Raw genomic sequence first — 14,370 nt, 5'->3', positions numbered from 1 at the left:
AGAAAGCCAACCCCGAGGCGGCGGCCAAGCTGATGGAAGAGGCCAACAAGATCACGGCAACACGCTTCGACCTGTACAGGAAGCTGGCTGAGGTCAACGAAGACCTTTACAAGTAAGATTCTTTGACTGCAGTAAAAAGCTCCCGGCGGGATATCCTGCCGGGAGCTTTTTTACAAGTGCATGCTGGAGGCTCCCCCCGTTGAGATCGCCGGAGCGAAGCGGTCAAGGCGAGCCTAATCGTAACCCTGTGTTGACAACGCCCGACGAGTTCCTAAAGTTACGATAAAATAAGGTAATTGAACTCCATAGGATCGAGAATTAACCTGACCAGAGACCGCGTGATTAAACTTGGGAGACCGGCATGGCTGATTCCAATCTGAAAGAGGTTGTCGTTGTCACCGGTGCGAGCGCCGGCCTGGGACGCGCCATCACCCGAGCGTTCGCCAGTCGGGGCGCCCGCATCGGCCTGCTGGCCCGGGGAAGGGAAAGGCTGGAAACGACCCGTGAGGAAGTGGAATCTCTCGGGGGCAAGGCCTTGGTTCTGCCGGCGGACGTCGCCGATGCCGGCCGGATCGAGGCGGCCGCCGATGAGGTGGAGAAAGCCTACGGTCCGATCGACATATGGGTAAACAACGCCATGACTTCAGTCTTTTCGGCTTTTCGGGACATGACTCCGGAAGAGTTTCGCAGGGTCACTGAGGTGACCTATCTCGGGTACGTCCACGGGACGATGGCTGCCCTGAAAAGGATGCTGCCGCGCGACCGCGGAACCATCGTCCAGGTCGGTTCCGCCCTGTCGATGCGCAGCATCCCTCTGCAGAGCAGTTACTGCGGAGCGAAAGCCGCCGTCCGCGGCTTTACCGATTCTATTCGCTGCGAACTTCTGCACGACAAGAGCAACGTCCACATCACCATGGTCCAGATGCCGGCCCTCAACACTCCCCAGTTCGGTTGGGTGAAATCTCGCCTGCCGCGAAAGGCGCAGCCGGTCCCGCCGATCTTTCAGCCGGAAATCGGAGCCGATGCCGTCGTCTGGGCAGCGCATCACCGCAAGCGCGAGGTCTACGTGGGTGCCAGCACGGTGCAGGCGATCTGGGGCAACAAACTGATCGCCGGCCTCCTCGACCGATATTTCGGCAGGACGGGATTCGACGCCCAGATGACCAGCGAGCCCGAGGACCCGAACCGCCCCGACGATCTCTGGTCCTCCCTCCCCGGAGATCCCGGAGCGCACGGCGCCTTCGACGCCCGGGCCAGGCGCCATAGCCTGCAGTGGCAGGCAAACCGCAATAAGGGCTGGATCGGGCTCGGCACGCTGGCGGTGGGGGCGATGGCCGCCGGCCTTACCCTGCGCAGGCGTTAATTCTAAAAAACTCGGTTGTCCAAGAAGAGCACTAAGAAACACGAATGAGATATCGATCCATTTCCAAGGAAAGAGACAAAAAGCTTTGCAGCGAAAACGCCCTGATCCCCACTATCGCCATCCCGCTGGATTAGAAAGGATTTTCACCCCATGAAAGCATTTCTGATTCTGACCGTCCTGCTGATCGGAGGTTTTTCCCTCTTCATCTATTCCGGGATCTATAATGTCGCCGCTTCAGAGCCGCATCTGGACGCAGTGGAGTGGATCATGGAAACAACCCGGGATCGTTCGGTTCGACGTCATGCCGATAAGGCTCCAGGCCCTCCGGAGCGGGAGGAGGCGAATTTCAGAGAAGGATTTCGTCACTATGACGAAATGTGCGTCATCTGCCATTCGGCCCCGGGAATCGAACAGAGCGAAATCAGCAAGGGGCAGAATCCGGAGCCGCCGGACTTGGGGGAAGAAGTGTTGAAATGGTCAAGAGAGGAGCTGTTCTGGATCGTCAAGAACGGTTTGAAGATGACGGGAATGCCGGCTTTCGGTCTCTCCCATTCCGACAGGGAAATTGGAGACATCGTCGGTTTCATCACCAGACTTCCCGACATAAGCCCTCAAGAATACGCGGGACTCCGTGAGGAGATGGGTCGGGAAAATTCCGTGGGACACAGTCATTAAGAAAGAGGATCGGGCACCCAGGGGAAAGCTGAGAAATTAGTTCGGCGATCCGGGATGGAGGAGTTTCCGCCCCCATCCCCACGTTGACACGACTCAGGACATGCTGGTGTGCGAACGCCTGGGCCGCTGTCCCTGCTGAGTAAAGGATTCACCGCCCTGGCGTTTCAGTAAAAAATAGGTGGTCCCGGCCAAAAGACTCACCCCTCCTCCGATGAGCCCGAGGGTCCTTCCGTTTTTCCATTTCGACGCATTTCTGTTCATGGAGATCCGCCACTTCCTGGCGGTCTTTTTTCTGAAAGGCATGCTGATTCTTGATCGGGTACCCGGTTTCCACATGATGTGACTCCTCTCTGTTTGTTGGTTTGAGAAATCTGAGATACCATCCCCCCTCTTGTATTAAGACGGGTCCCCGACCCGGTTGGAATCGGGAACCCGTACAATCGTTTGTCCTGAGTGCCGTCGAACTCTCGAAATCGAATCTACTTCCGTATAATCAGATCATTTTTGACATCAACCACACCTTCCACCCGGCGGGCGATGTCAGCAGCCATCTTCTTGGAACTTTCCGTCTCCACGAATCCGCTCAGTTGAACGACGCCTTGATAGACTTCGACCTCGATATTCCTGGCCTTGGTCTCTTCGTTGGCGATCAGTTCGGTCTTCACCTTGCTGGCAATCACCTTGTCGTCCACATACGTTCCGGTGCTTCGGGTTTGTTCCGTGCTGGAACAAGCAGTAAAAGCGAGCAGCAGGATAATACCAAGCAGAAACTTCGCATATTTACCTGTGGTTCTCATAAACTTCCTCCTCTTTCTCTGTGGTGTGTAGTCTTTTCCCCCTGGTTTCTCTTTAGCCCATCCTGAAGCGAAGTCAACACCTGGAGCGACTTTTCCCTTCGCGGGCGTCTCACCGTTTCTTCGAGACGATGTCAGGTGAATTCTCCTCGACGCGCCCGGTGAGGCAGGAGTAGGAATATGATGATTTTTTCTTTATTGACATGCCCTTACGACCTGTTAGATAAAGAAATAAGAGAGGAAAAAAAATGAGGTTGATTCAGCTCACGGCACGTGGTGCCGGATGCGGGCATGTTGCCCCACAAGGGCAGTGGGTGGCCCCTTAAAACCACAGGAAGGAGAATGGCAAAATGAGACATATCTTACTGGTCACCATCATGGCTATTGCAACGGGACTGCTCATGACCGGAACGGCCATGGGCGAAGATCTGGATAAATACCGCATGCCTCCTGTGCCTGGAGGCGGAATGGCGGAGATTCAGGATACGGACTTTCAACCCCTGAACCGCAGCCAGGTCCAGGAAATGCAGAGAATTCTTGCCGAGAAGGGGTATGATCCCGGCGATGCGGATGGCTATATCGGGACGGAAACACAGGAAGCGATCCGTGAATTCCAGAGATCTGAGGGCCTGGCTGTTACCGGTAATCCCACTGAACAGACCTTGAGAGCTTTGGCGCCTGCGGAAAAACATGAGTTCTTCGGCCTGGCTCCTGAATTCGAAGGAGAAACACCGCAAAGGGAAACGGAGAAAAGTCCAGCGGAAGAGACGGGAACGATGAAAGGCTACTGATCAGGGAAGAGTAAACCACCCATGATTTGAGCCGGGCATATGGCCCGGCTTTTTTATAGGTAGGTAGAAAATGAATTAAGCAGAACAGGGAATTGAAATGGTTGATTTTCTACTTGATCACCCTGGTGGCCATGCTCAGGGCTTGAAAGGGGATCGTAAGATGCAATTCTTTGGCGGTGTGAAGATTCATAATCAGTGCCACTTTTCTGGGAGTGCGGATTGGAAGCGTATGGGCTTTCTGCCCGGTAAGGATCTGCAGAGCGTGAACGCCGACAAGTTGTCCCTGTTCGATGGGGTCGGCTTCAAGAGTCATCAGAGCCCCCATATCTGAAAATCCGGGGATTTGCGAAATTACCGGAAGGTTGTTTTTACTTGAATGGTCAAGAATTTTCTGAAGATCCAGAGCCAAAACAGCACTTTCGGCCACGAACAAACTGTCGACCTTTCCGGTAAGGGCTTGAAGTTCCCCGGGAAGACTCTTCTGGCTGTTGACATCCTTCCTGACTATGGAAAAACCATATTGAGAGGCAAGTTGAGCAAGTTCCTCCACCTGGAGCAACGAACTCTGATCGTTGGAGGAATAAAGGACTCCAATGGTCCCCACAGATTTAACCTCGATAAACGCCTTAATGAGGGTCGTCAAGGGCGTCTTACCGCTGACACCCGTAATATCTCCTCCGGGGATGGCCAGCTCCTTGACGATTCCAAGTGCCACCGGATCGTAAACGTCGGCAAAAAGCACCGGCACTCCCCTCGATTCTTTTTTGGCGACAAGGGTCGCCGGAGCACCATAAGTGACGATCAGATCCGCACCCACTCCGACCGCCTTCCGGATACTGTTGGCCCATGACATCGGATCTGGATTGGGAGTCTGAACGTAAACCTGCACTTTCTCCTCGGTCAACCCGCCGGTCCGGAGAATTTTAACAAATGCTTCGTGGGCTTGTTTGTAACGAGGGAGATCGGCGGTAATAACGACAGCGACAAACTGCTCTTTGGCGACGGATGAAGGGGGCCATAAGAACCCCGACAAAACAGAGAAAAAAATCATCAGACATAAAGTTTTTATACGGATTTGATGCATGGAACATATCTCCCCTTACTACCAGAACCTGGAAACGCTTGCCATGTAGGTCTGAACGGTGCCATCGAATGCACTGGCATCACGGTCTTCATAATCATCAAAGGTGTAACGGAGCGAGTACGTCCAGCTGGGTACGGGTGCCCAGTCGAGACCGGCACTCAGCCCGTTCTGGCGGATGTCGAGGCGGCTTTGTTCCTTAAGCCCGGCGGAAGAAGCGGGGAAATCGAGAGGTGGTGCATCGACGAAGAACCCGGGTGTGAATTCGGCAAAGGAGCGAATATGATACCCGTCGACTCGCAGGATCAACTCCTCTAGGAGGCGCACTGAAGCATTGGCCGAGACGGTGTGGACGTGCTGTGAATATTCGACCAGTTCGTCCACGATAGCGTGAGCGGCTATCGGATCGGGTGATGCGATGGGGTTCCCCAGGTCATTGCCGAAGAGTAGATCCTGGCGGATGCGGGAGCGCATGAACGCATAATTGAGCCCTGCCGAGAGCTTCGATATTGGATTGGCCCAGAAGCCCAGGCTGAAATCCTGCTGCTCTCGCTCTCGGTCAAGTTCTACCAATTTTTCAATGTCGTTTTCGAATAAAAACTCCTTGTGTCGATCGTTCTCCTCGACTAAAGCTTTGGCGGTCAGATTGATCCCCCAGAAGTTCGAGGGAGAATAGGTGGACCCGAAGAAGACCTCGTGGCGATTCTCGTACGATGCGGCGTACGCCGGGTCGTCAGAGGTCCGGTACTGATACCACAGATTCACCTTCAACGCCCTGCTGTCGAGGGCACGGGCCAGTAGGCCGACCTTGAAGCGCTGCAGAACCTCTTCCTCCGGCAGTTCCCAGACATCGTCGATATTCATGGGAACAGATCCGATCGGCGCCGAAAATCCATGGTGCACTTCGGGTCCACCCGTGTTCCCTCGATGCAGGTTTTCGAGCTGGTATTCCCCTTTGAGCGTAAAGTTGCGGCTGGGCCTGTAGGCGATCATCGCTTCGTGGCTGGAGCGGCGCAGGTCGACGCTTTCCCGAACGAGGTATTCGTCTCCATAGGCGGCGAGCCGGTCGGAATTGTCGGCGTCGAGGTCGAGAAGACGGTAACGGAAATTGAAGGTCCACTGCGGCGAGGGGATGTAGGTCAGGTCACCGGAAGCCTTGTAGTAATCGGTTTCTGCGCTGACCCCGTCTACACCGAACGGTTGCCCGGCAGCAAGGTCGGAACGGTTTTCCCGTTTACCGATGGTGAAGCTTGCGGCCCCGATCACGCCGCCCGAAAGGGAGGTGTGAACCTTAAAGGTTGTTTCGGTCAGTCTGGCATCCGGGTTCTCGTCGTGTTGATATTGCCCGGCCGGGCGAAGGGAATGGCCCTCGAACGTATCGACCGGGATCGGTTCTCGATCTCTGAACTCACGGAAAAGCTGCTCGACAATTAGATCGATCGGTCCGAGATGGGCGTCCACACTCGCGGTGAACTCATCGGTTACGCGATCGATGTCGCGGGTTTTGCTCTGCATGTGACAGACATTGCAGGTGTTGGGTACACCGGTGGTGGGATTGACAGGATTGGGGAAATCAGGATCGTCCCAACCCTCGTCAACGAAACGCAACTGCCGATCCCCTTTCTTCTCGAACCGCCAGTAGCGGAGGTTCAAATGGGCCGGAAAAGCCTTAAATTTTCCGCGAAAGCGCGCCTCATTGGTGTCGAGCCGCACACCGTAGTCTTCTCCTGGGTCCTGATCCTCGAATTGAATTCGCTCGGCGCCGTCAGAAGTCGAGGCCTCGCCATCGGCATCACCGCGTGACCCCGGAACGCCCGGGGCGTAGGGAACGTGATCGAGATTATGGAAGAAGCGCTCGGAACGCAGGTCGAAGCGCACCAGGCCGCCCTGGTCGTAGTGCGCCTCGGCGCTATAGTCGTTTTCGTTCAGGTATATCCCTTCGAAAATAAAATGTTGGGTCCCGCTTCCGCCGCGGGTGTCGAGACCGAGGGTCGGACTCGATTCGAGAAAGGAATACTCGGCGGCGCGGCCGGGGTTGCCATCCGTGCTGACTGCTCGATAGCCGATCTTTACCTTGCCGTCGACATTCGATTCATCGGCATCGGCGGCAAGAAGGGGTGTGGCGGCGAGAAAGATAAGTCCGGGCAGGGCAAGGAGCGTTGCATAGAATCGCAATTTCACAGTCGCCTCCAGAAACGGCAATGATCATTGAAAAAGTCGTCTTCTCCACTAGCGAGCGATGAAACTTCCCCGCCCGTGGCCCGAAGGAATGTCGGTGCCGTGGATCGACGAATGGCAGTCGGTGCAGCGAGAATAGAATGCAGCCTTCATTTCCGGTGTGGAAAGAGTCCCCTTGGCGGACTGGGTTCCACGGCCGTGGTGGCCTGCATGGCACTGCATGCATAAAAACGGCTGGCTCGTGGTCAACAGTGGATCGTTGGGCGAACCGTGCGACTTATGGCAGTTGGTGCAGTTTTCGGTCACGTCTGCATGCTCATAGACGAAGGGACCCTGGTATTCCATGTGGCACCGGGTGCACGTCTCCTTACCCGTCACTCCCTTCAGCAGGTATTCCTGGGAACTTCCGTGCGGTTCGTGGCAGTCGATGCAGGCGACCTTGTTTTCGGGGACCGGGTGATGTGAAAATTGAGCGAACTGCGTGCGAACCTGCTGGTGGCACCCGTAGCAGAGTTCGGCCATCTCGCGCCTGCTCACCTTCTGCTGCGGACCGCGATGCAACTTGTGACAGTCGAAGCAGCTCACATCGCTGTTGGCATGTGTGCCGGCACTCCAGAAATGAAGGTTGGGAGAAGAGGCAGCAGAATGGCACTTGATGCAGACCAGTGTCTGGGCACGGGCCGGAAGCTTCTCAAGCGGCAGGAGGGTTTCGAAGCGGCAGCGGGGTTCGCCGGAGGCGGTGGTTGCCAGTTCGTCCACCGCAAGGCTTCCCGGTCCGTGGCATGATTCGCAATTGACCAGCGGCAGTCCGTTCTCGCTTGAAACCTGCTCGCCGTGAACAGACATGCCGAAATCCTTATTGATTTTGTCGTGGGCATGACATTTGGCTAGGCATTGTTCCGTCCCGATATAATTCGAATCGAGACGTCCGACGAGCACTCTTTCATATTCCCGGACCGGTTTGATCGGTTGATCAGAACGCAGCGTGGAGAAATCGGTACAGGCCGCCAGCAGACAGAGGAATACCAGGGGAATAATTCTATAGCTCAAAACATGACCTCCTGACATCACTATTGATTCAGTTCTGAAAATAAATAACAAGGAAGCTATAATTCTTGGTTCATGCAAGATACATGTTAATATTTACAGTTAAATGAAATTTTTTTATAGCCAGTACATACCCCCCCTGAATTAATCAGAATGACATGCAAAGGATTGTTGATGTGACAAGGTTCCTGAGCATGAAAAAAAATATTTCTACGCGAAAACGCCGTCCCTGCAAAGCAAGGGACGGCGTTTTCGCGAGTTTAATCTTATTTGAAAACGCAGAATCAGAAGAGGGTGCCCAGAACCACACCAAGGGCGGAAAGAGGTCCAGTATCGCTGATTCCGTCGACAGCTTTTTCCACCTTGTTCAGGGTTGTCTTGGCATCCCGATAGATATCGTCTTCGTTTACCAGTCGTCCGAGAGTCCCTTCCCCGCCGTCGATCTTTTTCGTGATGCTGTTGAGATTGGTCATCGTGCCGCGGGTTTCTTCGTACAGGGAATCGTCATTGATCAGCTTGCCGAGGGTTCCGGCCCCCTTGTTGGCCTTGTCCGAAATGTCGCGGATATTGGCAAGAGCATCGGAGGCATTGTCGTATAGACCCTCATCGGCAAAGAGCCGTCCCACCGATCCCTTGCCCTCTTTGACCCGGTCGGAAATAATTCGCAGATTGGCCACGGTGCCGTTGGCCTCGTCATAGAGGGAAGGATCGGTCAGCAGCCGGCCCAGGGTCCCCTCCCCTTTCTCCAGGCGGTCGAGGATAATTTTAAGGTCGCCGGCAACAAACTGGATATCGTCGTAAAGTTGCGGGTTGTTCACCAACTGCCCAAGGGTGCCGTCTCCCTGATCGATCTTGCGGACGATGTTTTCGATCTGCCCGACGGTGTCGGCAAGGGGGCCTTTCGTTTCCTCGATCAGATCGCCAAGCGCGCCCAGAACGCGCTCCTGATTGCGGTCGATATTGGTGATAAGCTGATCGATATTGACCCCTTCCCTGCTCTGCACCTCCGAACCGGGGGGCAGGACGGGACTCGATTCCGAACCAAAGGTGATTCCGAGAAACTGCCCGCCGAGAAGATTGGACTGCCTGATCTCGGCGACCGAATCTTTTTTGATGGCTGTTCCCTCCTCCACATGGAACCTCACCAGAACACGGTTCTCCTCAAGACCGATCGAGTCGATCTTGCCGACCTCTACCCCTGCCAGGCGCACAGGGTCGCCGGTTCTGATTCCGACGGCGGAATTGAAATAGGCTTTATATTCATTCTTTTTTTCGAAGGGGCTCCATTCCTCGACCAGCTCGATCATCACTCCGAGTGCGATGAGCGCCAGCAGGAAAAACAGCCCGACTTTCTTCTCGGTAGACATACCCATAATCGTATCTAATCCCCCTTGATACCCTTGGTGGTCGTATAAATGAACTTTCTCACAATGGGGTTCTGACTAGCCTTGATCTCCTCCGGCGTTCCGAGCTCGACGATCCGCCCGCCGCTTATCATGGCCACGCGATCGGAGAGGTAGAGAGCGAAGTTCAGGTCATGGCTGACAATGACCGTGGTGAGGTTGACCCGTTCCTTCAGGGCCATGATGACCCGGGCCAGTTCGTCGGAGGTGACCGGATCGAGTTCCGCCGTCGGTTCGTCGTAGAGGATAAGATCAGGATTCATCGCCAGCGAACGGGCAATGGCCACTCGTTTCCTCATCCCCCCCGAGAGTTCGGAGGTCATAAGCTCTTCTTTTCCCTCAAGCCCCACCAGACGAAGCTTGTCGCGGATGATGCGCCGGATCCTGGGTTCGATACAGATGCGCTTTTCCCTCAGCCACAATCCGACGTTCTCGCCGACGCTCAAGGAATTGAACAGGGCCGAAGACTGGAAAACCATGCTGTAGCGATAATCCCTTTCGGCCTCCTCTCTCATCCCCTCGTAGATATCGTGGCCGTCGATAAAGATTTTTCCGCTGTCCGGAGTCTCCAGCTTGACGATGTGCTTCAGCAGTACGCTCTTTCCCGTCCCTGAAGGGCCGATGATGGAAAAAGTTTCACCGGGGCGGATTTCGAGGTCGATATCCTTGAGAACGTGATTGCCATTGTACGATTTATTCAGTTTTTCGATACGGATGGAGACGCCGTGAGACTCTTCATAATTCGAACGGCACTCGCAGCCGTCAAAAATGGAGGCGGTGAAGCCATGCGTAAGTTTGCTCAGGATCGAATTTTTATTATTTTTATTGGAACCCATGGCTGTACCAATCAAAGCATCAAACGTGTCAGGAAATAATTAGCGACAAAAATGAGGAGAAAAGAAAGTACGACGGCCCGGGTGGTCGACTGTCCGATGCCACGTGCGCCGCCGGTGGTCTTGAAACCGACATAACAGCCGACCTGGGCGATAATGCCGCCGAAAATGGTCGCCTTGAGCAATCCTTTAAGGATTTCCGTATAGGTGAGAGCCCTGATCATGTTTTCGTAATAGACATTGAAGGGGACATTGATTTTGGGATTGACTCCGCTGACCAGACCTCCGCCGGCGATCCCGATAATGGTGGCAAAGACCACCAGGGCCGGCACGGCGAACAGAGAGGCCAGAAGCCTGGGCATGGCGAGATAGCGAACCGGGTTGATCTCCAATGTCTTGAGGGCATCGATCTCCTCGTAGACTTCCATGGCTCCTACCTCTGCCGCCATGGAGGATCCTATGCGCCCCGCCACCAGCAGACTGGTCATGACCGGCCCCAGTTCCTTGACCATGGAGAGGCCGACGATGGCGCCGATGGCCTCCTGGGTGCCGTAGAGAGCCAGCTCCGCTCCGGTCTGAAGGGCCAGGACCATGCCGATGAACAGGGCCATCAGGGAGGCGATGGGGAGGGTGCCGATCCCGATTTCGCTCATCTGTCGGAAGATCGCCGGCAGGTTCCGCGGCGCGGCTTTAAAAAAATAAACCGTCTCGAAAAACAGCGCCAGCATTTCTCCAGTAGTCTGGGCGGCATTGAGTATTTTTCTGCCGATTATTTCAAGCATGCCTGCGCCTTCGTGAAATGGTGACTTCACTCATCTTTGTGCCCCATTGGAACGGCCCAGGGCAGGTAAAACAGATTGAGCTTTTTGCCAACCTTGTCGTCCCGGTATCGAACCAGTCCCTTGAACAATTTGAAGTCAGTCCCCCGTCCTGTCTCCCGCTTGTAGAAGAAAAAGGGGAAAACTTCCATGACGAGATCGGGACCGCGCCTTTCTTTCCAGTACAGGTTCCAAAACAGTGAAGAAATCTCGTTGCCGTGCTTGTCCCACTTACGCTGGTAAAGACGCCACAGGGGGGACCAGTTTCGTTCGAAACCGTCCTTTTCGGGGAAAAAAGGTTCGAGGAGAGATAGCGTGTGAAAGTGAGAGACTCCCTTTATCTGTTCGTAGGTGAAGAGAGGCCATAGAGCAACCCTCTTCTTCCGCGGGCCGGGTTCATCGAACACGGTCTCTTCAAGATTGGAATACAGAAAATAGAGGATCCTGTCGCGGCGCCGGTTCAGAGTTTCCGAATGAGTCTCCTCGATTTTATATACCGGCCACAGAAACCAGCGCTTGCGCTGATCTCTAGATCGTTCATCGGCATAGAAAGGAAGAAATTTTTTTCCCTCCTTATCTGTCCCATGAGTAATACGGAAAAGCGGCCAGGGGAAATTCCATTCCTCATAATCCTTCCGTCGATTTTCCGTATGGCTGAAAAACGGCCACAGATAGGTGCGGGAGGACTCCTGTGGCGATTCCTTGCCGATAAAAAAAGGGAAAACCGTCCGTAGATAAGTCGGATTTTCAGTATCGAGCCCGGTATCGTAGCGGAATCCTATGGGCCAGAGATAAAAGGTTTTCCGATAGACCCCATTTTTGCGGCTGTGACCGTAAAGCGGCCAGAATTTCAACCCCGATTCGTTATTTCCCCGGATCCTTGCAAAAACGGGCCATACGATATTGGTGATGGTCCTGTCGTCCTTCCGGGTCCGGCCGTAAAGGGGAAAAAGGGCAAACCGCATCTCATCCCGACCGAATTTGTCATAGATTTTCCCGCCCGCAGGGAAAAGGGCGAAATAGGAACCCCGCTCCTCGGTTTTTCCGTAGAACACAAAGGGGAAGAGCATGAACTCGTTGTCACTCCCTTTGGTTCTGGAACCGAAATCATAATTGAGAAGATGAAGCCCCTGAAAAAACGTATGTCCCGGTTCAGACTTCTTGCTGCCGACCGGATAGAGAAACTCGGTGTAACCGGCATTCTCATCCCAGGCGCGAAAGTAGAGAGGCCTGAGTGAGAATTCACGCTCCTTCCCCTTCCGTTCGTATTTAATGATCGGTCCGAGAAGATTCAGGCTGGCATAATCGACATCCGGCGAGCGACGATAATCCGCCAGAGGCCAGACGGTGAAGATCTTCGCCTCTTCACAAAATGCGTCGGCAAAAGGAAAAAGGAGAAAAGCCGAAAGCAGAATAATCCGGAAGAACCTCCCGAGCGAATATGAAATATTTAGATTCCGATCCATTTAACCCCAAATAAACGCGGATATTATCAGGAGATCCGCTTAAAGACAATCCAATATTTTCAAAGGATTCAATCCCCCACATCGGAATGGCCGCCCACCAGACGGCGATGTTCCTTCCGGATGCAGCGGTCCATGACCACCGCCATTCCCGCCGAGCGGGCGGTATCCAGTCCTTCATGACTGATCACCCCCTCCTGCAGCCACAGGACCCGGGCCTTCATTGCCGCCGCTTGCCGGGTGATATCCGGGACGTGTTCGGGACGGCGAAACACGACGACGATTTCCGGGTGCTGGGGCAGGTCGGCAAGGGATTTGCGGACCGGATGGCCCAAGATCTTCTCCTCCAGGGGGTTGATCGGAAAGACCGTATATCCTTCCCTGAGGAGATATTCGAGAACATGATGACTGGGCCGGCTCGGATCGGATGAAGCGCCCACCAGGGCGACGGTCTTGTTTTCAGTCAGGATGGAAAGGATCGTATCGTCGCTTATGATGTCGGCGGTGGAGGCATTTTTAGGCAGCCGAGCCGATCGTGAGCGATTTACAAAAAACAGAATCAGATAAACGCCCCCTCCCACCATGATTATAAAAAAGATGTCTCCGAACGTCACCCCGCTCATATCCCCCCCCTTTCCAGGATGGAATTTTTCCCCTCCAGGGCCGGTTCGTATTCGGGATCAATTTCCAGGGCTTTTTCGAAGGCCTCGAACGCCCCTCCGGTCTCTCCCTCCTTGCCTCGACACATGCCGAGCAGATAATAAAATTCCGGGCTGGGGAATTCGGCGGCCACCGCCCCTTCCTCCTCCAGCCCGTCCAGTATCATTTTCGCATCGCGGATTCTGCCTTCTCCATACAACTTCATGGCTTCCCCGATAGCCTCCAGATCATCGGCCAGGGGGTGATCCGGAACTTTCTGCGCGTCGATCCGGTTCAGCTTCAACCTCAGGGCATCGCGGGCGGTTCCTTCTTCCATGACAGATAATACGTCGGTCCAATGGCGCGCAGCCTCCGGATAATCACCCAGGATGAAATCGATCTGTCCAAGATAATTCAGGCTGGTCAAATCGCCGGGGAGACTCTTGAGTGAACGTTGAAAATAGCCCAGAGCGGCAAGCAGATGATAACGGCTGCGACCCAATTCGGGAAACATATGGCTAACTTCATAACAAGCCATTCCCAGCCGCTGCAGAAGTCCTCCATTGGCTGGATCGAGGAGACTGAAAATCTTCATGTAAGTGATCTTGCGAAGGACATAGGGAGCGTCGACTTCCTTGCTGTCAAGAAGTACGATCTGGGCTCCAAGATCGGCCAGGTAATGGGGAAAAGCCTCGCGCAGCAGCTCGGCGTAGTCGACTTTCCAGGGGCAGTCGGGAAACTGCCGCAGATAATCGTATACGCCCCGACCGACGGCATCGTCGGAAGGGCCCTCGTCGACTAGGTCTTCCCTGTGAATTGGGAAAGGAATATGGGGAAGCGACAGATCTCTCCGCTGCGCTCCCACGGCCAGGGAGCGTCCTTCCTCGGGAATCCAGAGGAGAAAGGCTTCTGAGAGGGAATCTTGGCTATATGTTTCCTGTGGCATGGAACTGACCTTTCAATCGCGTTGAAGGGGCATTTTATAGAAATCGACCGGATAATTCGGGTCATAGGAAAAAACAAGCGCAGGAGAATGAGGAGCAGCCGTGGCATTCTATCAGAAGGACGCGACGGGAGGGAAGAAGAAGCTCACTGTGAGATTGAAAAAACGGGGGGAGGAAAAAGCAAAGGTGGAGCGTATGCTCCACCTTTATGCCTCCCCTCGGGGAGACGGTAAATGGTGATCCCTACGGGAATCGAACCCGTGTTACCGACGTGAAAGGCCGGTGTCCTAGACCGCTAGACGAAGGGACCGTTATATAGTAAAGGAAAAGCATTCCTTTTT

At 54.4% G+C, this 14,370-nt stretch carries 14 protein-coding genes and 1 tRNA gene; 4 read left to right on the top strand and 11 right to left on the bottom strand.

Annotation, left to right across the window (positions count from 1 at the left end; genetic code table 11):
* Window positions 1–361: 361 nt before the first annotated feature.
* Window positions 362–1,363, top strand: a complete 1,002-nt coding sequence (locus DTF_RS23350) for an SDR family oxidoreductase (protein ID WP_035056968.1) — start codon at window positions 362–364, stop codon at window positions 1,361–1,363.
* Window positions 1,364–1,513: 150 nt separating this feature from the next.
* Entirely contained in the window at window positions 1,514–2,038 is a 525-nt protein-coding gene (locus DTF_RS23345) for a cytochrome c (RefSeq protein ID WP_035056965.1), read from the top strand.
* A gap of 479 nt (window positions 2,039–2,517) precedes the next feature.
* On the opposite strand, the gene DTF_RS0112185 is transcribed toward DTF_RS23345, so the two are convergent.
* The gene (locus tag DTF_RS0112185; protein ID WP_027715546.1) at window positions 2,518–2,835 is read right to left on the bottom strand and encodes a BON domain-containing protein; all 318 of its coding nucleotides are present in this window, start codon (window positions 2,833–2,835) and stop codon (window positions 2,518–2,520) included.
* 347 nt (window positions 2,836–3,182) lie between these two features.
* Here DTF_RS0112185 and DTF_RS0112180 point away from each other — a divergent pair, with 347 nt between their 5' ends.
* Entirely contained in the window at window positions 3,183–3,623 is a 441-nt protein-coding gene (locus DTF_RS0112180; protein ID WP_027715545.1) for a peptidoglycan-binding domain-containing protein, read from the top strand.
* 109 nt (window positions 3,624–3,732) lie between these two features.
* On the opposite strand, the gene DTF_RS0112175 is transcribed toward DTF_RS0112180, so the two are convergent.
* The 9 genes from DTF_RS0112175 to DTF_RS0112135 form a co-directional block, all read right to left on the bottom strand.
* Window positions 3,733–4,674: an ABC transporter substrate-binding protein gene (locus DTF_RS0112175; protein ID WP_226989358.1), complete on the bottom strand. Its 942-nt coding sequence runs from the start codon at window positions 4,672–4,674 to the stop codon at window positions 3,733–3,735.
* A gap of 51 nt (window positions 4,675–4,725) precedes the next feature.
* On the bottom strand, window positions 4,726–6,885 hold the full coding sequence (locus DTF_RS0112170) for a hypothetical protein (protein ID WP_027715543.1): 2,160 nt from the start codon (window positions 6,883–6,885) through the stop codon (window positions 4,726–4,728).
* Between the two features lie 48 nt (window positions 6,886–6,933).
* Window positions 6,934–7,932: a DmsE family decaheme c-type cytochrome gene (locus DTF_RS0112165; RefSeq protein ID WP_226989319.1), complete on the bottom strand. Its 999-nt coding sequence runs from the start codon at window positions 7,930–7,932 to the stop codon at window positions 6,934–6,936.
* A 281-nt stretch (window positions 7,933–8,213) separates the two neighbouring features.
* A complete protein-coding gene (locus tag DTF_RS0112160) occupies window positions 8,214–9,302 on the bottom strand; it encodes an MlaD family protein (RefSeq protein WP_027715541.1) in 1,089 nt (362 codons plus the stop codon).
* An 8-nt stretch (window positions 9,303–9,310) separates the two neighbouring features.
* Window positions 9,311–10,168: an ABC transporter ATP-binding protein gene (locus tag DTF_RS0112155; RefSeq protein WP_051361265.1), complete on the bottom strand. Its 858-nt coding sequence runs from the start codon at window positions 10,166–10,168 to the stop codon at window positions 9,311–9,313.
* Window positions 10,169–10,179: 11 nt separating this feature from the next.
* Entirely contained in the window at window positions 10,180–10,947 is a 768-nt protein-coding gene (locus DTF_RS0112150) for an ABC transporter permease (RefSeq protein WP_027715539.1), read from the bottom strand.
* Window positions 10,948–10,973: 26 nt separating this feature from the next.
* Window positions 10,974–12,449 (bottom strand): hypothetical protein, encoded by a 1,476-nt coding sequence (locus DTF_RS0112145; RefSeq protein WP_051361264.1) that lies wholly within the window; start codon window positions 12,447–12,449, stop codon window positions 10,974–10,976.
* Window positions 12,450–12,517: 68 nt separating this feature from the next.
* Window positions 12,518–13,069, bottom strand: coding sequence for a CoA-binding protein (locus tag DTF_RS0112140; RefSeq protein WP_226989318.1), 552 nt, complete (start codon window positions 13,067–13,069; stop codon window positions 12,518–12,520).
* Window positions 13,066–14,031, bottom strand: coding sequence for a tetratricopeptide repeat protein (locus DTF_RS0112135; RefSeq protein ID WP_027715536.1), 966 nt, complete (start codon window positions 14,029–14,031; stop codon window positions 13,066–13,068). Before DTF_RS0112135 ends, DTF_RS0112140 begins: the two co-directional genes overlap by 4 nt.
* A gap of 100 nt (window positions 14,032–14,131) precedes the next feature.
* On the opposite strand from DTF_RS0112135, the gene DTF_RS26590 reads away from it, so the two are divergent.
* Complete coding sequence (locus tag DTF_RS26590; RefSeq protein ID WP_155890805.1) at window positions 14,132–14,269, top strand: hypothetical protein; 138 nt, start codon at window positions 14,132–14,134, stop codon at window positions 14,267–14,269.
* Here DTF_RS26590 and DTF_RS0112125 read toward each other — a convergent pair.
* Window positions 14,264–14,339, bottom strand: a tRNA-Glu gene (locus tag DTF_RS0112125). The two genes, DTF_RS26590 and DTF_RS0112125, sit on opposite strands and share 6 nt — an antisense overlap.
* Between the last annotated feature and the right edge of the window lie 31 nt (window positions 14,340–14,370).

Source organism: Desulfuromonas sp. TF (assembly GCF_000472285.1).
Classification (GTDB): domain Bacteria; phylum Desulfobacterota; class Desulfuromonadia; order Desulfuromonadales; family ATBO01; genus ATBO01.
The sequence above is the reverse complement of the archived record's forward strand: the minus strand, read 5'-3'. Positions and strand labels throughout refer to the sequence as shown.